Below are 21,141 nucleotides of genomic sequence, written 5' to 3' on the forward strand. Positions count from 1 at the left end.
ATCACCTTAACCAGGTGGATAAAATATGAAAAAAATCTGGGGAACTTTAGATCCTTTTTTTGAACCTGGGCCCATCCTAGGTAGAAAAGTAGCTAATGGCAATTTTTTAAAATTCTTACTTCTCCACGACTATTTTGATGAATATCATTTTTTCCTACCCTCTCCTAATATCAAAGATTATGTACAGAACTTTTTAGAAGAAAATTTTCCTCTTTCCATTGTAAAAAAAGTAAAGTTATTTTTAAAAACCCAATTACACCACCAAATAAAAACTAATTCTTATTTTTGTTTTCACCTTTCTGACTGTATAAATTACCCTCAATACCTATCTTCTTTTAGAAATTTCTGGCAAAAGGACTTTCCCATAACCTCTATAACCCATAGCCTAAATTATAATAACTTTATTTACAGCTATCTTTCCCATCTAACATCCTCCTGGTCTCCTCAAGATGTCATTATCTCCACCTCTTATTCTGGCAAAAAAGTCTTAAAAAACTTTTACCGTCATCTACAGCAACATTTAGGAATAAAGCCAGAGCTATCTCCTCCTAAAATCAAAGTCATTCCTCTGGGAGTGGAAGAAAAATTTTTTACCTATAAGGAAAATAAACTGAACATACGCCAGAAGTTAGGTCTTCCTCTTACTTCTACCTTACTGCTTTACTTAGGAAGACTATCACATTCTTCTAAAATGGATATAATACCCCTGCTTAGGGCTTTAAAACAAGCTCAAGACAAATTAAAAGAAAAAATACCTTTAGTTCTGGCTGGACAGGTAAATTTTGAAGAAAAGGTTTTAGAAACCTATCAAAAAATAGCTAATTTTTTAAACTTAGATATTTACATATTTACCAATATATCTGAAGAAGAAAAAATAAATCTATTAAATGCTGCTGACATATTTTTATCTTTAGTAGATAACTACCAGGAGACCTTTGGCTTAAGTATTCTGGAAGCAAAAGCTTCTTCTCTATGTGTGCTAGCCTCTGATTTTGATGGCTATAAAGAATTAATAAAAAATGAAGAAGATGGTTTTTTGATTTCTACCTATGCGCCTGAAAACAATCTATTTTTACAATCCTATTCCCATCTTTTATCTGACAATCAAAATGATCTCCTATTATCTCAAAATGTGGGTTTTGATTATAAAAATTTCATGGATACCCTACTTTTAGTCATAAAAAACAAAGAACTTAGAAGAACAATAGGTAATAAGGCCCAGAAAAATGCCCAAAAATATTTATGGTCTAAGATAATTCTAAAATATATTAAACTTTGGGAAGAGCTAAATGAACAAAAAGTCATAAACAAGGAAGTTCATCCTTTAAGCTTTTCTACCTTTAAGCTTTTTGACCACTATCCCACTACCACTTTAAAATCTGAACAAATTTTGCGGTTATCTAGCTTTGGGCATAAGGTTCTGGCTCAAGAAGATACTCCTTCTCTTTACTTGTTTTTAGAAGACTTTATAAGCCTGGAACAGGTAAATTTCCTTTTACAGAATTTAAGCAAACCCAAAAGTTTGCACCATCTTATTCAGATTTTAAAAAGCCAGTTTGCCCTGCACCAGGAAGAGGGTTCCTTTTTGATTTTTTGGTGTTTAAAACAGGGGCTTATAGAGAAAATTTATTAAGCTTTGATAAATGGGCCTATTTTTTTCTGGATTAAGAAGACTTTTTTGTTTAAGGAAGGCCAGGTTTTGAACTTATCCTAACCTTTCCTTTAGGGGACTAAAATGGATTTTAAACTTTTTCTGTCCACTTTTGCCACTTTATTCCTGGCTGAGCTGGGAGATAAAACTCAGCTAGCTTGCGTTTTACTCACAGCCCAAAGCAGAAAGCCCTGGACTGTTTTTTTGGGCTCATCCCTGGCCCTGGTTTCAGTAAGTCTTTTAGGGGTGCTTTTGGCTGATTTTATTTGTAATTTTTTACCCACAGCCACAATCAAAAAAGTGGCTTCACTTGGCTTTATAGTAGTGGGTCTTCTTATGTTTTTTGAAAAAATCTAGAAAAGAGGTAAGTGTAACCCATGAATGTTTTTGATGTGTTTTTTTATTTATCAATGGTGGCAGGCTTTTTAATGGCCTTTAACCTTGGAGCCAATGACGTAGCCAACTCCATGGCTTCAGCAGTGGGAGCCAGGGCTATTACTGTGAAACAGGCCCTGTTTATTGCTGGTATTTTAAATGTAGTAGGAGCGGTTTTTTTTGGCGCTCAGGTAACAGCTACCATAAGTAAAGGTATTATCAATCCTAGTAATATTAGCGATCCCAAGCTCATCATGCTGGGCATGTTTGCTGCCCTTCTTTCTGCAGGTTTTTGGGTCTTACTTTCTACTTTAGGAGGATTGCCTGTTTCTTCTACTCATTCCATTGTAGGTGGTATTTTTGGTTTTGGACTGGTGGTAGGCGGGCCCAACGTGGTCAACTGGGGAAAAATGGGAGGAGTAGTTTTATCCTGGATTATTTCTCCTTTTTTTGCTGCTCTAATTGGATTTTTTGTCTTTTCTCATATTCGAAAATACATACTTTTTCAAAGAGACTACTTAGAAAAAGCCAAGATCTGGGCACCACGCTGGATAGGCATAACCTTTGCCCTTATCTGTGGTTCCTTTTTGTACAAAACACCTGCAGGTAAAAACCTACATCTTGTCTGGTACCAATCTCTTTTAGTTATTATTTTTACAGGACTTATCTTCTGGATAATAGGTAGGTTTATAATCAGAAAACTTTTTGCTGAAACCATAAAAAGTGCAGAAAGTGTAGAAGAAATATTTAGACGCCTCCAAATCCTAACTTCCTGTTATATGGCCCTATCTCACGGAGCCAATGATGTAGCCAATGCTGTTGGACCAGTAGCAGCAGTATATCTCATAGCCAAACTCCACACCTTTTCTCCAACTGCCCAGGTTCCAATATCCTTTTTACTTTTAGGAGGGGTAGGTATTGCCACAGGTATTTATTTATTGGGGCGTAAAGTAATTGCTACTGTGGGTAAAAAAATAACCACTTTAACCAATACCAGAGGTTTTGCCGTGGATTTTGGGGCAGCCACTACCGTTCTTCTGGCTTCCAACCTGGGCCTTCCTGTCTCCACTACCCACTCAGCAGTGGGTTCAGTAATTGGAGTAGGTTTGGCCAGAGGATTTTCAGCGGTAAACTTTAAAATACTCTGGAAAATTTTCTTATACTGGATTTTAACAGTACCTTTTGCAGCCTTAACCACTATTATATTTTTTCAAATTTTAAAATGGATAGTATATTAATCAGGAGGTATATATTATGAAACTATTAAAACTTCCCCTATTTGGTCTTTTGGCTCCCAAGTCTCCTATGGAAAAGTTAATAGAACACTACGATAAAATAGCAGGTTGTATAAAAATTATTAAAGAATCTTTAGAGTGCTATGTATCTGGTGGAGGAGCTTGTCGAGAATTTGTTGAACTTACTAAAGAAATAGATGAAATTGAAAATCATGCTGATAAAATAAAACGTAATATTCGCAATCATTTGCCCAGAAGTATGTTTATGGCTGTAGATAAAACTCTATTTTTAAACTATACAAAATCTCAAGACAATATTTTAGACTCTGCTCAAGATGCCTTACAATGGCTTGGAATGCGTCAGGTAAAAATAAGTGAAGAATTTCAAAAAGACCTTATCTTTTTAATTGATGAAGTAGCAACCATTACTGAACTTTTAGGACCAGCTTTAAAGGCAACTATTGATTTAGTTCATGGAGAAAATTTGGATAGAGAAGGGACAAAAGAGCACTATCGTAAAGTAAGAAGGGAGCGCCACAATATTCAAAGGACCAAAAGAGAACTGACCATGAAAATTTACAACTCTGATTTGGATTTTAAAGATATTTACCAGCTCATTCACTTTGTTCAATGTATAGATGACATGGCTCATAACTGTGAAAATTGTGCAGATATTCTAAGGGCAATGATTGCTAGATAATGTTTAGACGTTGTCTTGGCCTTTTACTTTTAATTTTTTTTAGTTACCTGGCTACAGCCAATGGAGAAGAACTTCCCTGGCATTTAGAAGCAGACAAACTCTATGCCAGCGAAAAAGGAGGTTATATAGAAGGTTTTGGGCAGGTAATGCTCACCAGAGGAAAAGACTATCTTTTTGCAGACTATATTCGCTATTACAAAGACACCAACTGGGCCTATTTAAAGGGTAAAATAAAAATCAAATGGCAAGATGATTATCTGGAAGGAGAAGAGGCAGAGTTTAATCTAAAAGATAAAGTGGGCTGGGTAAAAAAGGGGAAAATTTTTATCTCTCCTGAACATATTTATATCTATGGAGATTATTTAGAAAAAAAAGGTCAAAATATTTATAAGTTTGAAGAAGCTACGCTTACCAGTTGTGATGGCACACACCCTGCCTGGTCTTTAAGCACCAAGTCTGGAGAAATTACCTTAGAAGGTTATGCCAAACTCTGGCATCCAAAGTTCAGGGTTAAAAACACACCAGTACTTTACTCTCCCTTTTTACTAGTTCCAGCCAAGACCAAAAGACAAAGCGGCCTACTCATCCCTGAAATAGGCTCTTCTTCCAAAAAGGGATTTAATTATAACCAGCCCTATTACCAAGTCATCAATGCTGAGCAAGACCTAACCCTTTTTGAAAACTACTATTCCCTGAAGGGAATCATGCACGGCCTGGAATACAGGTTTACCCCCAATGTCCAAACCAAGGGTTTGCTTAGAGGAGATTATTTGTACGACTCCAAAATAGCTACCACTGAAAACGACGAAGAATCTGAATTTCAAGACGATGGCCTTATCAGGCCTAACCACGACCGTTATTGGTTGCGGGGTAAAATAGATTCTTTTCTCTTTGATCCAGAGTGGAAACTCAAACTGGATCTGGATTATGTCTCAGATCAAAATTATTTAAGGGAATTTAAAACAGGACTTTCTGGTTTCAATCAAAGCAGGACTAATTTTTTAAATGAATTTGGACGCGATATAGAAGAAACAGATGATTTGACCAGGACCAATACCTTAAGCTTATTCCATTCTTTTGAAAATTTTTCTCTTACAGGTAAAGTTGTTTATATCGAAAACTTAAACTACAAAAATCACAACCTCCCGGCCAGTAAAGACCCCACAGTACAGCGCCTGCCAGAGCTGGATTTAAGTTTTTACAAAACTCCTCTTCCCTATTTAGGTCTGGATGTAGAAGGAAATTTGGATACGGTTTATTTCTGGCGGGAATATGGAACCAAAGGAGAAAGGATAGATATCTATCCCAAAATAAGTAAGACTTTTAAACTCTGGCACACTACTATTATCCCCAAACTGGGTTTTAGAGAAACCCTTTATCTCATCGATAGATTTGAAAATGAAAGTACTCTCATAGATCAAAACAGTCATATTCAAGCCAGAAACATCTATGACTTTAATCTTGATACCTACACAGAACTCTTTAAAGTCTACGACCTGCAGGACTCGCCTTTAACCGAAGGAGAAAGCCATTATAGCAAACTCAAACACAATTTAAAGCCAGAAATTATCTATAGTTTTAGACCAGAAAAAGACCAGAGAGAACTCCCCTATTTTGACTCTGTGGATAGGCTGGGGCCAGAAGAAGAACTTACCTATTCCCTGACCAATCTTTTTACCCTGCGTAAAGACACCTTGAGTAATGGCACCTTGCAAAAAGAATATCTTGATTTTTTGCGCTTAAAGCTGGAGCAAAGCTATAACTTTAGAGAAGCCAGAAGAAATAATGACCTTGAGGAGTATCCCAGGCGTCCTTTTTCTGACCTTCTCCTGGAAGCCAATCTAAATTTTAACTCTTACTTTAGTTATACAGGTAACACCTATTATTCCTTTTATTTAAAAAAAATCACTGAACACGAACATACCCTAAGACTTACTTATCCAGAAAAATTAAGTGGCTTTTTTAGTCTGGATTTTGAAAGGGAAATAGATGAATATACCCGTAAACGCACTGAAGAAGTAAAAATTCTTAAATGGGGAGGAGATATTCTCTTTATTCCTCGCTGGAAAATCTCCCTCTTCTTTAGACACGATTTGGTAGCAGATAGAGACCTGGAAAAAACCTTAATCCTTACTTACCTGCATCAATGCTTTAGTCTGGAGTTCACTTTCTCCAGAACCGATTATGAAGACCGTTTCCAGGTTATGGTCAATCTGCTCAATCTTGGCTCCTTTGGGGGAAAATAATGCTCCGTCCCTCCATAAAAATCCTGCCTCCAGAAGTACAAAACCAAATTGCAGCAGGAGAAGTAGTAGAAAGGCCAGCTAGTGTCTTAAAAGAACTCCTGGAAAACAGTTTAGATGCCCTGGCCACTTCCGTAAAAGTCTATCTCCAAAGAGGTGGGTTAGAGCTCATCCAGGTAGAAGATAATGGAGTGGGCATCCCGGAGGAAGAACTGGAATTAGCCCTTACCAGACATGCTACCAGCAAAATCTCCTTTTTCCCCGACCTGCTTTCCATCTCTACCTATGGTTTTAGAGGGGAAGCCCTTCCTTCCATTGCCTCAGTATCTCAGCTTAGTTTAAGCTCTAAAACTCTAGAGCAGGAAAGTGGCATGGCTGTAGAGGTCCATTTTGGACAGCTTTTAAAAAAATACCCCTTAAGCCATCCTCCTGGAACCAGAGTCAAAGTGGAAAACCTTTTTTTAAATGTACCTGCCAGGCTAAAATTCTTAAAAACTCCTGCTACTGAGAAAAATAAATGTATCCAGGCCTTTATTCGGGAAGCCTTGCCGCACACCCAGGTGGAATTTCTTTTATTTGTTGAGGGAAAAGAGCATTTACACTTTTACAAGCAGGAAAAGCCCTTATTGCGCCTTCAAAAAATCTGGCCTGAATCCATAACCCAAAATCTCTTAGAATTTAATCTGAAAAAAGAAGATATAACCATTTCTGGATATACCAGTAAGCCAGAATCCATCCAGGCTAGAGCAAATAGAATATTTGTATATGTTAACAATAGGCCTGTGCAGGATAAAATTATTTTAAAAGCCATTAGAGAAGCTTATGCAGGAAAAATTTTACGCAATGAATTTCCCCAAACCCTTCTATTTATCCACATTCCTCCAGAATTGGTGGATGTAAATGTACACCCAGCAAAAACAGAAGTGCGTTTTACAGAAGAAGGTCTAATTTTTAGCCTGGTCAAAAAAGCTTTAGAACAGGTTTTAAGTCCTAAAATAACCTATTCTTTTGAAGTAAAAGAAGAGATAAAGCCAGCTCTAATGGATAAAAAAGAATTTTCTTTACCTTTAACAGAAAAAGATATTTCTGAAGTAAAAGAAGTTGCTGAAAATAAAGCTCCCTACACTCCAACCAGTTTGGAAGAAAAATACTCTGAACCTGCCCAAAAAGATAATTTAATTTATCTGGGACAAATAGATTCCACCTATTTACTCCTAAAAGATAGGGAAAATTTTTTACTCTTAGATCAACATGCTGTACATGAACGCATTTTGTTTGAAGAGTTAAAAAACAAAAAAATTGAAAAAAAACATTTGCTTTTACCTCTAACTATAAAACTCTCTCTATCTGAGCAGGAATGCTTTCAAGAACTTTTTGGCTATTTAAGTGAACTTGGATTTAGTGGCGAATTAAAAGAAAATATCCTGCACTTAAAAACCATACCAGGCTTGCTTACCCCAGAACAAAGCACCTCTTTTCTCAAAGAAATATTGGTGAAAAAAATAGATAAATACGAAGAGCTATTAAAGATTATGGCCTGTAAAGGAAGTATAAAGGCCAAAGCCACTTTAACTACAGATGAAGCCCTGGGTCTTATTTTAAAATGGCAAAGATGCCCCAACAACTCCTTTTGCCCCCACGGAAGACCTACCTCTCTCCCCCTCAGGGCAGAAATGTTTCATGCCCTTTTTAAAAGAACTTAAGTTTATAAAATGTAGTTATTTTTAATATCAAAAAACATTAATAGATATAAAGCAAATTTTTTCTAATCAAGAGTTTAAAAGTAAAAAAATGATCCAAATAAACTTAATGATGGAAAAATCAATTTCTTTATTTTGTAGCTAGGGCCTTTTCAGATTCTAAAGCTTTTGCGATCTGTTTTTTGAAGGAAAGAATATTATTTTTTAGGGTATCCCAGATAGATTCTATATCAATACCAAAATAATCATAGATCAAAACATCTTGAAAACCTGCAGCTTCTTTCCATTCCACATCTGAATATTTTATTTTTATTTATAAAGGAATTCTTTTTACTACTTCACCAATTACTTCAAAATTTCTTATGACTGCATCAACCACCATCTCATTTTTGCAAAACTCATCAAAAGAAATGTTGTTTGTATACCTTTCTATCTTTTCAATGCAAATTAAAATATCTTCTATAAAAAATATACACTCCCTTTATTTAGACATACTCAACCTCACTAAGAATCATTTTCCGCAGTCTAGATTTAAGAGCATTTTTTATAACAAGATCTACTTTCCTCTCCAAAAGTTTTTCAAGATAGCATTTTAGTTTAATATAATTAAAAAAATCTTTATGACCTTTTTTAAATTCCACAAGAATATCTACATAACTAATTGAAGACTGCTCTCCTCTAACAAATAACCCAAGTATCCCTATTTCTTTAACATAAAAAACTTTTTTATATATTCTTTATTCTCTCTTAATTTTGTCTCTATTATGTTTACATCTATTCTATTATTAATATTTTAATCTAACCCTTTAAAGAGTATTAAATATATTTATAACCAAATTTTTTAAAATTTGTTAACATATTATTATAACTTACTTTACAATTTTTTTATACCTAATTATAAAATTAATTTTAGCTCAAAAAAATAAATATAACATTGTGGTATTAGAGATATATACTTTACAACATCTATCATTAAACAATCAAAAAACTATATACATTTTTAAACTACTAATTCACTATTCACGGTTTACAGCTAAGAATTCAAAGAGATTAATTGCTATTTCAGATTGGTAAAAACTTAAGGCAACAAAGCTGGCTAATATTTCTTATAACCTCATTTTACTTTTATTATCTAAGTTTATTATTTTGATAACAAAAACTTGTCAATAAAGATTTCGCCAAAGACTATGTCATTTTATCCAGCAAACAACCAGTTTGTAGTGGTGGTCATCAACTAAATTAAAGTCTACTGTAAAGACTGAATCTGGATTGCAAACATTTTCAAACCAGCACTCTGGATATTTTGAGGATACAAAAAACTGGTTAAATACACTTTCTTTAATGTTATCAGAAGAGTAAACCATAAAAAAATCTCTTACCGGCCAGATTGAAATTTTCCCTTTCCCCGAGGAGTCAGTTTAACAAGATAATAGGAATAATACACCCCTCATCTCAGCCAGACTAGGTGACATCTTTTCTGATATATTGGGCCTTGGAAATTTGACTATTTTAGAAAAAAGTTTAAATAGTTCTGCAAGAGATAAAACGCCAATGGACAAAACATCTATTTATGATAGAAGTATTTTTAAAATGAGTAATGAGGTATCGTCTCAAATTAGCAGAAGAGGATCTTTTACTAAGACCGACATTGACAATAGGACTAATATATTAGCTAATTTTATAAAAAGTATATGTCCATTTTAAAAACGCAACAATCGGGTGCACGTAGGCTCCCAATCAGCTAAGGTATTTGGTTTTGTTTCATAATGGCAAGTGAATAATGAGGTTAAGTGAAAAACAGAGAGATGATTAAAACTTGCTATATCATAGCTGGACCAAACGGAGCTGGTAAAACTACGTTTGCAGAAGAATTTTTGCCAAAGGATGCTAAATGTTTAAATTTTATAAATGCCGATTTGATAGCAACAGGATTATCTCCATTTCGACCTGAAGTAGCAGCAATAAGGGCTGGCAAATTGATGCTTGAACTGATAGACCGATGCATTCAAAAAGGAGAATCATTTGCTTTTGAAACCACATTATCTGGAAGAACTTATACCAAGAAAATCAAATATATGAAGGCGAAAGGTTACAGGGTATTCATTTATTTTTTAAAATTGGCTTCGGTGGATCTGGCAATAGAGCGTGTGAAATTACGTGTAGCTGAAGGGGGCCATGATGTGCCCGTAGAAGACATCAGGCGTCGTTTTCACCGAAGTTGGAAGAATTTTCAGGAGATTTATAAACCTTTGTGTGATGGTTGGGTAGTGTATGATACATCTGGACCTAAACCAATTATTGTTGATAAATCGGGGGGATATAATGGAAAATAAATTTGATGACCATGTCTTGTTAGGACTAAAGGCATTAAAGAGAGCCGCATTTAAGGCTATAGAAGAAGCAAAAAAGAGAAATTTAAAAGTGCCAATTTGGAAAGACGGTAAAATTGAATACATAAGTCCTGAAATAGACACCACACAAAATGCTCCAGTTGACCATCAATCTGCTGCGCTCCATAGCGACAGGTGAACTTGGGGCGGAATTTGTGACCCTGTAACATTATTTCTGGAGGATATTTAAAATAATAAATTTCACGAATATTTTCAATTGATCATACCATCTTTTAATTTTTCAGGTAAAATAGTAATTTTGTCCTGTGAAAATTTTCAATATCTTCTTTTGTAGTATTTGCTATTGTCTATTCTATAACTATTTAAAATATATTTCTTTAATTTATTTATCAGTAAAATAAAAAACTTATTATAATTTTTATACTGCTTTATTCTTGGATATACCCCAAAAAATTGCTCTAATATATTAGAAATATGTTGAAATCTAGATAGCAACCTGTAATAAATATTAATAAAATAAAACAATTAAAAAGTTAAAAATTTTGTATAAATAATTTTTCAACATTTATTGACACACAATTTTTCTTGGGATAATTTGGAAATTAAGTAAGTTAATGAAATATAAGTTAAGTGATAAAATTATATGACACTAACAAAAAAAATTATTTTTTGCGATTAAATACTTCTTTTGCCTCTACTTATCTCCTAAATAAATTTCATCTACCCTACAGTCTAATGGTCAGTACTACAGCCACTAAAATCAATACAGCTCCCATATACCCCGTAAAGCTTAATACCTCTCCCCAGAAGAAAAATGCCAGTAAAGAAGCTACTACGGGCTCTATAGTGGCTACCATGGAAGCTTTAGAGGCTTCTAGATATTTAAGCCCCTGATAATAACTTAAATAAGCCAGATAAGTAGTAGCAAATCCCAACCCAAATAAAGTAAGTAAGGCTTGATTAGAAGGAAGTGTGCTAGGAAGGAAAAAGAATAAAGGCAAGCAGCCTAAAGGCAAAATATAGGTAAAAATAGTAAAAGAGTTATAGTGGGTTAATATTTTTTTGCCCAAAATATAATATAAAGCATAGGTAAATCCAGAAAGAAGCCCAAAAAAAATTCCTAAGTAGTTAATTTTAACCTGAACATCTTTTCCCGAAAAGGAAATCAGATATACTCCTACCAAAGTTAAAGCCAGAGCGATTAATTTTAAAGGACTAATTTTTTCACCTAAAAAAACTCTGGCTAACACAATTACCCAGGCTGGCGCAGTATAAAGCAACACAGAAGCAAGACTTGCTCCTACCCTGGCTACAGCCAGTTGATAAGAAAGGAAAAACAGGGTTACACAAAAAAAACTAAAAACAAAAAATAAAGGTAGTTCTCTAAGTTCAATCTTAATACTTCTCTTAACCAAAGCATGGACAAAGAAAAAACACCAGCCAAACATGGCCCGATAAAAAGCAGCTTCTAAGGGGGTAACTCCTTGGGCAAAGGCCAGTTTAGCCAGAGGTCCAATGCTTCCCCACAAAGTAGCAGCTAATAAAATAAAAAAATAACCCTGAAATTTACTAAAAGTTTTGCTTGCAATCATATTTTATTTATAAAAAAAGTCTCCCCATTCTGAATGAGGAGACTTTTAAAATTCATCTATATCTTTTCTTCATTACTCTTTAAAGGCCAATAAAATAGGACTGGCCACATAAATAGAAGAATAGGTACCAACCAGAATACCAATAAACAGAGCAAAAGCAAAATCATGAATTACTCCACCACCAAAAATAAGCAAACTTAAAACAGCAACTAAAGTGGTACCAGAGGTTAAAATAGTTCTGCTTAAGGTCTGGTTAATACTTTTGTTGATAGTTTCTGCAAAAGATGAAACTTTTTTATCTTTTAAATTTTCTCTAATCCTATCAAAAACAATTATAGTATCATTTAAAGAATAACCAACAATTGTAAGCAAGGCAGCTACAATAGTTAAATCAAATTCCTTGCCCAGTAAAGAAAATATTCCTACAGTAATAGTTATATCGTGAATTAGAGCTACTACTGCTCCTAATGCGTATTTTAGTTTTAAATACCAGCATAAAAACAAGGTTATAAGCATGGCAGCCACAATAAGCCAGCTTATGGGGACAGATAATAATTTTAAAATATAAACCCCCAATCCCAAAGCTCCAGCCATAAGGACAGCAATTGCCCACTTATGCTCAAAACGGCCAGAAATATAAATGGCAATTAGCAAAACAGCAAAGAACAAAGCTTCCAGAGCCTTGTTGCGCAAATCAGAGCCCACCTTTGGTCCAACCATTTCCAAACGCTGAATCTCAAAGGATACATCCTGAGGAAGATTTTTTTGTAAAGCTGCACTTACTTCTTTTCTTATCTCTTCACCACTTTGTTTGCCCAGAGAAAGCCTTAGCAAGTATTCATTGTCAGCTTCTGAACCAAAACGCTGCACCACAAGTCCTGGCAGTTTGGCCTGGGCTAAAGCCTTTTTGACTTCTTTTACTTCTATGTTCTTAGAAAATTTTACCTGAACAATTACTCCACCGGCAAAATCTATTCCATACTTGGGTCCACCCTGAACCAGCAGGGAAATAATACCAATCAAGATTAAAATTCCTGAAAGTAAAAAGGCAATTTTTCTGAGCCCTATAAAATCAAAGTTAGTATTTGGCTTAATAATTTGTAACCCCATTTCTGCCCCCTTAGATATTTAGAGTCTTAACTTCTTCTTTGCTGGAGAGCCACCAATCAAAAATAGCCCTGGACACAAAAATTGCAGTAAACATGGATGCCAAAATACCCAGAGTAAGAGTTACAGCAAAACCTCTAATGGGTCCTGTTCCAAACTGGTAAAGAATAATAGCTGCAATTACAGTGGTAACATTGGCATCTAAAATAGTCAGAGTTGCTCTGGAAAACCCTTCTGCTATGGCCTTGCGGGGAGTAAGCCCCTGCCTTAATTCTTCCCTAATCCTCTCAAAAATCAAAACATTGGCATCTACAGCCATACCAATGGTTAAAATAATACCAGCGATACCAGGCAGGGTTAAGGTAGCACCAAAAGCAGCCAGACCAGCCAAAATCAAGATCAGGTTAAAAATGAGAGCAGTATCTGCAATCAATCCTGCAAAGCCATAATAAATCAACATAAAAATTACCACCAGAGCACCACCCAGCAAGGCAGAAAAGACACCTTTTTGAATGGATTCCTGTCCCAAAGAAGGCCCAACACTTCTTTCTTCTAAAATCTTGACTGGAGCAGGCAAAGAGCCAGCTCTTAAGACAATGGCCAGGTCGTGAGCTTCATCAGTGCTAAAATTACCTGTAATGCTCGCCCTACCCCCAATAATTTTTTCTTGAATTACAGGAGCAGAATAAACCTTGCCATCTAAAACAATAGCCAATCTCTTGTTTACATTTTCACCTGTAATGCGTTCAAAGATTTTAGCTCCTCTAGCATTAAAGGAAAGGGAAACATAAGGACGTCCAAAAGAATCAAAAGCCACATTGGCAGTGGTAATGTATTCTCCTGTTAGCAAAGGAGTATCTATCAAAACAATGGGTTGCTTACTTTCCTCTCCAGAGGGTAAGGTTTTATATAAGTAATAAATTTTTCTACCTGGAGGCAAAATGTTTTGCTTGACCTGTTCTAAGCCCACACTGTCATCTACCAGCATGAACTCCAGATGGGCAGTCTTGCCTATCACCCTGATGGCCCTATCTGGATCTTCTAAACCAGGAAGTTGAATCTGAATTCTATTGTCAGCTTGTTTTCTAATATCAGGCTCAGCAACGCCAAATTGATCTATACGGTTACGAATGGTCTTTACTGCCTGATCCAGAATCATTTTGCTTTGTTGTTCTTTATACTTTTCTTTAAAGGCCAGAACATAAACCAATTGCTCCCCTGACCTTTCCTTTTTAATTACTCGCACCATGGGAAAGTATTTTTGCAATAAATCATCTAACTTTTCCTGGTCAGAGCTCTTAAGTAGAGAGAAACTTAAAAACCCTTCCTTGGTTAAAAGAGGTTTTAAAATAAAAATTTCTTTATCTCTTGCCTCTTCTCGAATATCTTCTCCCAGTTGAATCAAAGAATTTTTCAGGGCAGTTTCCACATCCACGCCCAGAGTAAGATGGATGCCACCTTTTAAATCCAGTCCCAGGTTTATCTGGTTGGAAGGTAAAAATTGGGCCAAAGAAGAATTTTTTACTCCAGGAAGAGAAGGAAGAGTATAAATAATACCAAATAAAAGTACTACTAAAATCAACAAAAAACGCCATCTAATCCCCATGCTCATAGACTTCTACCCCTTTTAACGTTTTTAAACAAAAAAAGCCTGGCTTTAAAACCAGGCTTTCTTAACCAAAAAACTTTATTTTGGCTACTTTTTCTCTTTGCCTTTTTTTTGCGCTTTTTCTTCCTTTCTTTCCGGATTGGCCAGGCCTGCGATATATCCTCTATTTACCTGCAATTCCACTCCATCTGCCACCTGAATCGTAATAACATCTCCATCAATATCCACAATCCTACCATACAGGCCACCACCAGTCATCACTCTGTCACCCTTGCGCAAACTAGCCAGCATCTCTCTATGTTGTTTGGCCTTTTTTTGTTGAGGACGAATAAGCAAAAAGTAAAAAATAGCAAACATTAAGATTAAGGGCAAAAAGGCCCCTAAAGGACTACCCTGTTGACCTTGAGCCCCACTTTGGCCCATGGCATAAGCAATACTTACCAAATCCATAACTCCTCCTAAATTTTTTCCTAAGTTAAAGTCTTTTTACTTAGGGCTATTAAAAGCAGAAAGTCAACTCCTTTTCAGTTAAAAATTTAGAGAGGAGTAGGTCCGAGTTTTTTTTCAAGGGGAGTTTGTACTTCTTTGCCTGTTCTGGAAATAATTTTTACTTCTATCTCCACCTCTTTATTTTCTCTTTTTAAGGCTTCCTTTAATAAGGCAAGTAAGCCAGCACAACAGGGAACTTCCATCTGGAAAAGGGTAATTTTGCGTAATTCATTGTGCCTTATAATCTCCTGAAACTTTTCCAGATACTGAACTGTATTGCTAAGCTTAGGGCACCCCAAAAGCACTGCCTTATTTTTTAAATTTAATTTAAAAAAATCTGGCCAGGCCGGGGGAACACAATCAGCAAAAATATAAACTTCTCCAGATTTAAAAAAAGGAGCCTGGCTGGGAACCAGGGGGATTTGAATGGGCCAATGGGGAAGAAAGGACTCTTCACTACTGACAGATACCTGTTTGGTAGAAGGACAGGACTTAGTTGCAAGCCTTTTCTTTACTTCCTCTTCGGAAAAGGGTTCAGCTTCCCTTTCTATTAGTTTTAACGCCCCTGTGGGACAATGCCCTAGACAAGCACCCAGGCCATCGCACAGGCGATCGGCAATAACCTTTGCCTTACCATTTATTATTTGCAAAGCTCCTTCTGCACAGGAAGGGATACATTCCCCACAACCTGTACATAGCTCTTCGTCAATAAAAATAATTTTTCTCTTCATTTTAAGGCCTCCTCCTTTTGGGTTGGCCTCTTTTTAAGTAAAAAAATATAACTTAGCTTTGACCTAAATCAAAAAAAAATAAAAAAGGGCAAAGTAATAATACTTTGCCCTCATCAAACTAGCTTATAGGCTAATTTTTTTAATCGTCATAATCTCCATCACCCGCATGGGTGCGCAGATTCTCCATTGTCTTTATTTTTTCTACGGTCCAATCTGCTGGATTTTCAATTTGAGTAGCTTTGGGGCCTAAATTGGCACTTCCAGCCTCTAAAAGAAGCTCCTTGGCAATATCTGCTGTATCCTGGGCATTAAATACATTCACCAGAAGGTCATAGGTAAACTCTTCCACTGCTTTGGTCATACGCTCCCTTATCTCTCTGGGTTCGCTTAAAAACTTCATTTCAAAGGGTAAATTCAACCACTTGTAATTTTTAGGAGCCCAGCCCTTTTCTTTGGCATAAGCCACCATTTCCTGCCAAAGCTCCTCGCTTAAACCTTTACCTTCTTCCTTAATCAATTCCTTGTTTTCGTCCAGCACGGCATTGCCATATTCATCCACTTTAACTCCCCAGGCTAGCATCTGTAAGGCTGTAGCTACATTGGCTTTGGTGGTAGCAGTTTTGGCTGCAATCTCCCTTAACCTATCAGAATTGTTTCCAGAAGTACCGTGTTGGGCCCCAGAAATTTTATAAGGCTCCAGGGCCTTATGTATCCTGGCAGTTAAATCCACCTGAATTCCAGCATCACTATCCTGAATACCATGGGTGGTACCATTGTTTAAAGCAATCCAATCAGGAAAAATACCATGGGCATTTAAACCCTTGATTAAAAATAGGGCTTCCTCAGGAGTGGAAAGGCCTTCTTTACCTTTAATTTCACCTACTTCTGTTTCATAACCTGCCCATTCTGGTACATATTTGGCCAATTCTATGTTGGCCAAAAGATTTTCTGTATCAGGCAAATGTGAAGCATCAATGGCAATAGAAGTGATGCCAAAATCAAAAAGAGAAGGAATTTGTTTTCTGGCCAATTCTATGTCTTTGTCATTTTTGATGGTAAAATGATCAGCATGGATAGCTATAGGTATGGTAACTCCCAGTTCATTGGCCACAGTATCTACAAACCTGGCCAGATTCCACATATTGATGTGGCAATAATTGCTTTCAGACTTGGCAATTTCCACAATAATAGCTGCATTGGCCCTTTGGGCAGCCAATAAAACCCCTCTTAAAACAAAGTAATTACGGCAATTAGCCGCAATGGTCATGGCCTTACCTTTTTTTAACATGGCCCTATCAATGACCTTGCCACTTACCAAAAGGGCTTTGCTATGGGGAAAAAGCTTTTTTATATTTTCAGGTCTACCAATTTCCAAAAGTCTGGCATAGCTATCACTCATATGACTACCTCCTTGGTTTGCTGGTTCTTTATTTTTTGTCCCTTAAACCCTACTTTTCTGCCTGAAAAAAAAGCTTTTGGCAAGGTTTAGAAGACTTGCCAAAGACCTAAAACTTGGGCAAGTTAAAGCTCATTGTTTATTATTTAAAGGACTACATATGCTTAAACTGCAAGAGGTAAGTAAACACTTTGGCGGAGTAAAAGCCATTCAAAAAGTATCCTTTGAATTACAAGCCAATACTATCTTTGGGCTTATTGGCCCCAATGGTGCAGGCAAAACCACTTTATTTAACCTCATTTCAGGCACCTTAAAAGTCAGTAAAGGAAAAATCTATTTTCAAAACCAGGATATAACCCACCTCCCTGCCTATAAACGCAGCCGTTTGGGTATAACCAGGACCTTTCAAAACTTAAGCCTGTATCCAGACCTTACCTGCCTGGAAAATGTACTTCTGGGTGCTGCTTCCTGGATAAGGCCCAAGCTAAAAGATTTATTTGTTTTTAATTCCAGGGAATATAAACAACTCCAAAAACAAGCCAGGGAATTTCTGGATTTGGTTGGCTTGAAAGAAAAAGAAAAGCTTTCTCCCAGTCAACTGTCTTATGGCCATCAGAGGAAACTGGAAATTGCCAGATGTTTGATGAGCAAACCCCGGCTCCTTCTGTTAGATGAACCAGCAGCAGGCCTTAACAACCAGGAATCTCACGAACTGGCCAATTTACTTGCTTTTCTCAAAAAAGAACTTAACCTGACTCTACTTATAATAGAGCACGATATGGATATAATCATGTCCATATCAGATGAGATACTGGTACTTATAGAAGGCAAACCCTTTATCCAGGATACACCCAAAAATGTTCAAAAAAATCCAGAAGTAATTAAGGCATACCTGGGTGAGGAAGATATCTTTGCAGATATTGCTTAAAAACAAAAGAGGTAAAAGATGCAACGAGTAGTTATTATTGGAGGAGTGGCCTTAGGGCCCAAAGCAGCCTGCCGTTTTAAAAGGCTGGAACCTGAAAGTGAAGTGATTATCCTGGAAAAGGACAGGTTCATCTCCTATGGAGGATGTGGAATTCCCTTTTATCTCTCTGGTGAAGTAAGTGATATTAAGGAACTCCAAAGCACTTCCTATCATGTACTAAGAGATGAAAACTTTTTTGAACAGGCCAAAGGAGTCAAGGTCCTAACCCAGGTAGAAGCTCAAAAAATAGACCGCAACTCCAAAAAAGTTTTGGCCTTTGACCATAAAAACCAAGAGGAAAAGATATTTCCCTATGATAAGCTGGTCCTGGCCACTGGAGCCTTTCCCAGAAAATTGAATTTACCTGGAATAGACTTAGAAAACATTTACGCAGTAAAAAGTTTAGGCCAGGCCCTTAAAATCAGGGAAAAAATAACCCAGGGCGTGGAAAAGGCCGTGGTTATTGGTGCTGGTTTTATTGGCCTGGAAATCGCCTATGCTTTAACTGACCTCTGGGGAATTGAAACTTCTATTGTAGAAATAAGCCAACAAATTCTACCTGGTTTTATCAGCCCAGAACTGGCCCAGGTAGCTCAAAAACATCTGCAAGATCAAGGGGTAAACCTCTATTTATCTGAACAGGTACTTGAATTTAAAGGAGAAAATTCAGTAAAAGAAGTTATAACCAACAAAAGGACCCTGTCTGCAGACCTGGTTATTTTAGCTACAGGAGTAATTCCAGATTCCAGACTGGCCAAAGAAGCAGGCCTGAAAACTACTTCCTGGGGTGGAGTGATAGTAAATGAATATCTGCAAACCTCTGACCCCAATATTTATGCGGGTGGAGATGTTGTTGCCTTAAAACATCTGATTACTCAAGAATACGCCCACTTTCCCTTAGGCTCTCTGGCCAATCGCCAGGGAAGGGTTATAGGAAGCAATTTAGCTGGCTACCAACAGACCTTTGCTGGAGCCTGTGGAACCTTTATTTTAAAACTCTTTGACCTGACCATTGCTGGAAGTGGTTTAAGCCTGGAAAGGGCGAAAAAAAGTGGCTTTAAGGCCCAAAGCGGTCTGGCTCTGCAGTTTGACAAGGCTCATTTTTATCCAGAAAAAGACCTTATCCTTTTGGAACTGGTAGTTGAAGAAAAGAACGAAAGGGTTTTGGGCATTCAGGGCATAAGCTCCAATGGTGATAGCCTCAAAGCACGCATAGATGCGGTAGCCAGTCTTTTGCCTTTTTACCCCACCCTAAAGCACATAAGCAACTTAGAAGTGGCCTATTCTCCCCCCTATGCTGCTGCCATGGATATAGTCAATGTGGTAGCTAATGTCACAGAAAATATTCTGGAAAACAGAAACAGGGGAGCCTTACCAGAAGAAGTAAAAGCCTTTTTAGAAAAATCCTTACAGGATAAGCAAGGAATAGTGCTTGACTGTAGAGGAGAAGACAACGCCAAACCCTGGATAGAAAAGTACGGAGACCTCTGGCTTAATATTCCAGCTGAAAACTTAAGGGCCAATCTGGATAAAATTCCCAGAGATAAGGAAATTTTGCTTGTATGTAATACTGGGGCAAGGTCTTATGAAGCCCAACTAATTTTAAACAAAGCTGGTTTTAAGCAAACCAAAAATGTCCTGGGAGGAATGGGGTTCTTACTCAAATATGGCCTTAACCTTTAACCTTAAGGATGAATCATTATGCTCTGCACCTATGAAAATCAATTCTTAGAGGAAGCAGAATTAAGACAAATTCAACTGGAAAGGCTGCAAAGCACCTTACAAAGGATTCAAAGAAATGTGGCCTTTTACCAGAGAAGGTTTAAAGAAATAAACTTTGACCCAGATGAATTTTCTTCTCTTAAGGACCTGGAAAAACTTCCCTTTACCACAGAAGAAGACCTATCCAGAGCCTATCCCTATGATATGTTTGCCATTAACCTGCGACACATTGTGCGCATCCATTCCACCACAGGTAAAGACAAGGATCCCATTGTTATTGGCTTTACAGAAAACGACCTGAAAGCAATCGCCAGCCTGGTCTTAAGGACCTATCAGAACTTTAATTTAAGTAGCGAAGATGTTTTCCAAATAACCTTAAACTATGGTCTGGGTACAGCTGCCTTTTCCTTTCACGAAGGAGCCCACTTACTCAAAGCTTCTACCATTCCAGCTTCAGCAGGGCGCACTGAAAAACAAATCAAAATGATGCTTGATTTTGGCACCACCTGCCTTATTGCCACTCCCAGTTATCTCAAAATTCTAAAAAATAGACTGAGCCAGAATATCTATCCCTTGGCCAAACTGCGCCTAAAAACCATTTTAAGCACTGGAGAGCCTCTGGAAGATTCTTTAAAAAAAGACATTGAGGAGTTTTTTCAAGCCCAGGTCTATGATATTTACGGGCTTAGTGCAGTCTTAGGGCCAGGTATTGCCTATCAATGTCCTCAAAACAGACACTTACACCTAGCAGAAGACGTAATTTTAGCAGAAATCATTGACCCCAACACCTTAAAACCTCTTCCTCCTGGGGAGTATGGAGAATTGGTACTTACCACTTTGGTCAGTGAAGGCTTTCCCCTTTTACGCTACCGTACCGGGGATAAAACCATAATTATACCCAAGAAGTGTTCCTGTGGCAGGACTTTTAAAATCATAGAGCCCATAAAAGAACGGGTAGATGATGTACTCATAGTAAAAGGAATAAACATCTCTCCCAAGCGCATAGCCAGTATCCTGGATTCCATTTTGCAAACCCAGGTTGCCTGGAAAATGGAAGTAATAAGAACTGAGGAAAAAGATGAACTGGTCCTAAAAATAGGGATTACAGAAGAACTCTTTTATGACCAGATGAAAAGGCAAAGAGGCCTGGTAGATAACTTGAGACACTCCATTTCTCTCTGGCTAGGGGTAACTCCCAGAGTAGTCTTAGTGGAGCCGGAAAGCTTAAAAAAAGAATAAAATAATTTTCAATTCTTAATCTGAAAACTATTTA

At 36.9% G+C, this 21,141-nt stretch carries 20 protein-coding genes and 1 pseudogene; 12 read left to right on the forward strand and 9 right to left on the reverse strand.

The genetic code is table 11. The features are described from left to right. Positions 1-25 precede the first annotated feature (25 nt). The 6 genes from ACTCIM_RS00670 to mutL all read left to right on the forward strand — a co-directional run bounded on the left by ACTCIM_RS00670 (position 26) and on the right by mutL (position 7,907). Entirely contained in the window at positions 26-1,633 is a 1,608-nt protein-coding gene (locus ACTCIM_RS00670; RefSeq protein ID WP_472313286.1) for a glycosyltransferase family 4 protein, read from the forward strand. A 102-nt stretch (positions 1,634-1,735) separates the two neighbouring features. After that, a complete protein-coding gene (locus ACTCIM_RS00675) occupies positions 1,736-2,008 on the forward strand; it encodes a TMEM165/GDT1 family protein (RefSeq protein ID WP_029966219.1) in 273 nt (90 codons plus the stop codon). Positions 2,009-2,028: 20 nt separating this feature from the next. Next, positions 2,029-3,264, forward strand: a complete 1,236-nt coding sequence (locus ACTCIM_RS00680) for an inorganic phosphate transporter (RefSeq protein ID WP_472313288.1) — start codon at positions 2,029-2,031, stop codon at positions 3,262-3,264. A gap of 16 nt (positions 3,265-3,280) precedes the next feature. Further along, positions 3,281-3,961 carry a DUF47 domain-containing protein gene (locus ACTCIM_RS00685; RefSeq protein WP_029966216.1) on the forward strand — a complete coding sequence of 227 codons (681 nt, stop codon included), beginning with the start codon at positions 3,281-3,283 and terminating at the stop codon, positions 3,959-3,961. Next, a complete protein-coding gene (locus tag ACTCIM_RS00690) occupies positions 3,961-6,207 on the forward strand; it encodes an LPS-assembly protein LptD (protein ID WP_472313290.1) in 2,247 nt (748 codons plus the stop codon). Before ACTCIM_RS00685 ends, ACTCIM_RS00690 begins: the two co-directional genes overlap by 1 nt. Continuing rightward, positions 6,207-7,907, forward strand: a complete 1,701-nt coding sequence (gene mutL, locus ACTCIM_RS00695; RefSeq protein ID WP_472313291.1) for a DNA mismatch repair endonuclease MutL — start codon at positions 6,207-6,209, stop codon at positions 7,905-7,907. The genes ACTCIM_RS00690 and mutL overlap by 1 nt, the downstream gene beginning before the upstream one ends. A gap of 127 nt (positions 7,908-8,034) precedes the next feature. On the opposite strand, the pseudogene ACTCIM_RS00700 reads toward mutL, so the two are convergent. From ACTCIM_RS00700 to ACTCIM_RS00710, 3 genes and pseudogenes are all read right to left on the reverse strand, one after another. After that, positions 8,035-8,376, reverse strand: a pseudogene (locus ACTCIM_RS00700) (HepT-like ribonuclease domain-containing protein). 13 nt (positions 8,377-8,389) lie between these two features. Next, the gene (locus tag ACTCIM_RS00705) at positions 8,390-8,638 is read right to left on the reverse strand and encodes a nucleotidyltransferase family protein (RefSeq protein ID WP_472313381.1); all 249 of its coding nucleotides are present in this window, start codon (positions 8,636-8,638) and stop codon (positions 8,390-8,392) included. Positions 8,639-9,094: 456 nt separating this feature from the next. Further along, complete coding sequence (locus tag ACTCIM_RS00710) at positions 9,095-9,268, reverse strand: hypothetical protein (RefSeq protein WP_472313293.1); 174 nt, start codon at positions 9,266-9,268, stop codon at positions 9,095-9,097. Positions 9,269-9,404: 136 nt separating this feature from the next. Between ACTCIM_RS00710 and ACTCIM_RS00715 the strand changes: the two genes are divergently transcribed. From ACTCIM_RS00715 to ACTCIM_RS00725, 3 genes are all read left to right on the forward strand, one after another. Further along, positions 9,405-9,608, forward strand: a complete 204-nt coding sequence (locus ACTCIM_RS00715) for a GmrSD restriction endonuclease domain-containing protein (protein ID WP_472313295.1) — start codon at positions 9,405-9,407, stop codon at positions 9,606-9,608. Between the two features lie 86 nt (positions 9,609-9,694). Further along, positions 9,695-10,237 carry a zeta toxin family protein gene (locus tag ACTCIM_RS00720; protein WP_464279670.1) on the forward strand — a complete coding sequence of 181 codons (543 nt, stop codon included), beginning with the start codon at positions 9,695-9,697 and terminating at the stop codon, positions 10,235-10,237. Beyond that, positions 10,227-10,433: a hypothetical protein gene (locus ACTCIM_RS00725; RefSeq protein WP_464279669.1), complete on the forward strand. Its 207-nt coding sequence runs from the start codon at positions 10,227-10,229 to the stop codon at positions 10,431-10,433. Before ACTCIM_RS00720 ends, ACTCIM_RS00725 begins: the two co-directional genes overlap by 11 nt. Positions 10,434-10,980: 547 nt before the next feature. On the opposite strand, the gene ACTCIM_RS00730 is transcribed toward ACTCIM_RS00725, so the two are convergent. The 6 genes from ACTCIM_RS00730 to ACTCIM_RS00755 form a co-directional block, all read right to left on the reverse strand. Then, positions 10,981-11,847, reverse strand: a complete 867-nt coding sequence (locus tag ACTCIM_RS00730; protein ID WP_464279665.1) for a DMT family transporter — start codon at positions 11,845-11,847, stop codon at positions 10,981-10,983. Between the two features lie 72 nt (positions 11,848-11,919). Next, positions 11,920-12,957 carry a protein translocase subunit SecF gene (gene secF, locus ACTCIM_RS00735; RefSeq protein ID WP_472313297.1) on the reverse strand — a complete coding sequence of 346 codons (1,038 nt, stop codon included), beginning with the start codon at positions 12,955-12,957 and terminating at the stop codon, positions 11,920-11,922. Positions 12,958-12,967: 10 nt separating this feature from the next. Then, positions 12,968-14,566, reverse strand: coding sequence for a protein translocase subunit SecD (gene secD, locus ACTCIM_RS00740; protein ID WP_464279663.1), 1,599 nt, complete (start codon positions 14,564-14,566; stop codon positions 12,968-12,970). 84 nt (positions 14,567-14,650) lie between these two features. Further along, positions 14,651-15,013: a preprotein translocase subunit YajC gene (yajC, locus tag ACTCIM_RS00745; protein ID WP_029965418.1), complete on the reverse strand. Its 363-nt coding sequence runs from the start codon at positions 15,011-15,013 to the stop codon at positions 14,651-14,653. Positions 15,014-15,099: 86 nt separating this feature from the next. Beyond that, positions 15,100-15,783, reverse strand: coding sequence for an ATP-binding protein (locus ACTCIM_RS00750; RefSeq protein WP_472313299.1), 684 nt, complete (start codon positions 15,781-15,783; stop codon positions 15,100-15,102). Positions 15,784-15,922: 139 nt separating this feature from the next. Then, positions 15,923-17,182, reverse strand: coding sequence for a class II fructose-bisphosphate aldolase (locus ACTCIM_RS00755; RefSeq protein WP_464279661.1), 1,260 nt, complete (start codon positions 17,180-17,182; stop codon positions 15,923-15,925). Between the two features lie 157 nt (positions 17,183-17,339). Between ACTCIM_RS00755 and ACTCIM_RS00760 the strand changes: the two genes are divergently transcribed. Genes ACTCIM_RS00760 through ACTCIM_RS00770 form a run of 3 tightly spaced genes read left to right on the forward strand, consistent with a single transcriptional unit; the run spans position 17,340 to position 21,107 of the window. After that, positions 17,340-18,107 (forward strand): ABC transporter ATP-binding protein, encoded by a 768-nt coding sequence (locus ACTCIM_RS00760; protein WP_029965414.1) that lies wholly within the window; start codon positions 17,340-17,342, stop codon positions 18,105-18,107. 18 nt (positions 18,108-18,125) lie between these two features. Continuing rightward, on the forward strand, positions 18,126-19,829 hold the full coding sequence (locus tag ACTCIM_RS00765) for an FAD-dependent oxidoreductase (protein WP_472313301.1): 1,704 nt from the start codon (positions 18,126-18,128) through the stop codon (positions 19,827-19,829). Between the two features lie 18 nt (positions 19,830-19,847). After that, positions 19,848-21,107, forward strand: a complete 1,260-nt coding sequence (locus tag ACTCIM_RS00770) for a phenylacetate--CoA ligase family protein (protein WP_464279658.1) — start codon at positions 19,848-19,850, stop codon at positions 21,105-21,107. The last annotated feature ends 34 nt before the right edge of the window (positions 21,108-21,141 follow it).

The sequence above is a fragment of the Desulfonauticus sp. genome, assembly GCF_055126295.1.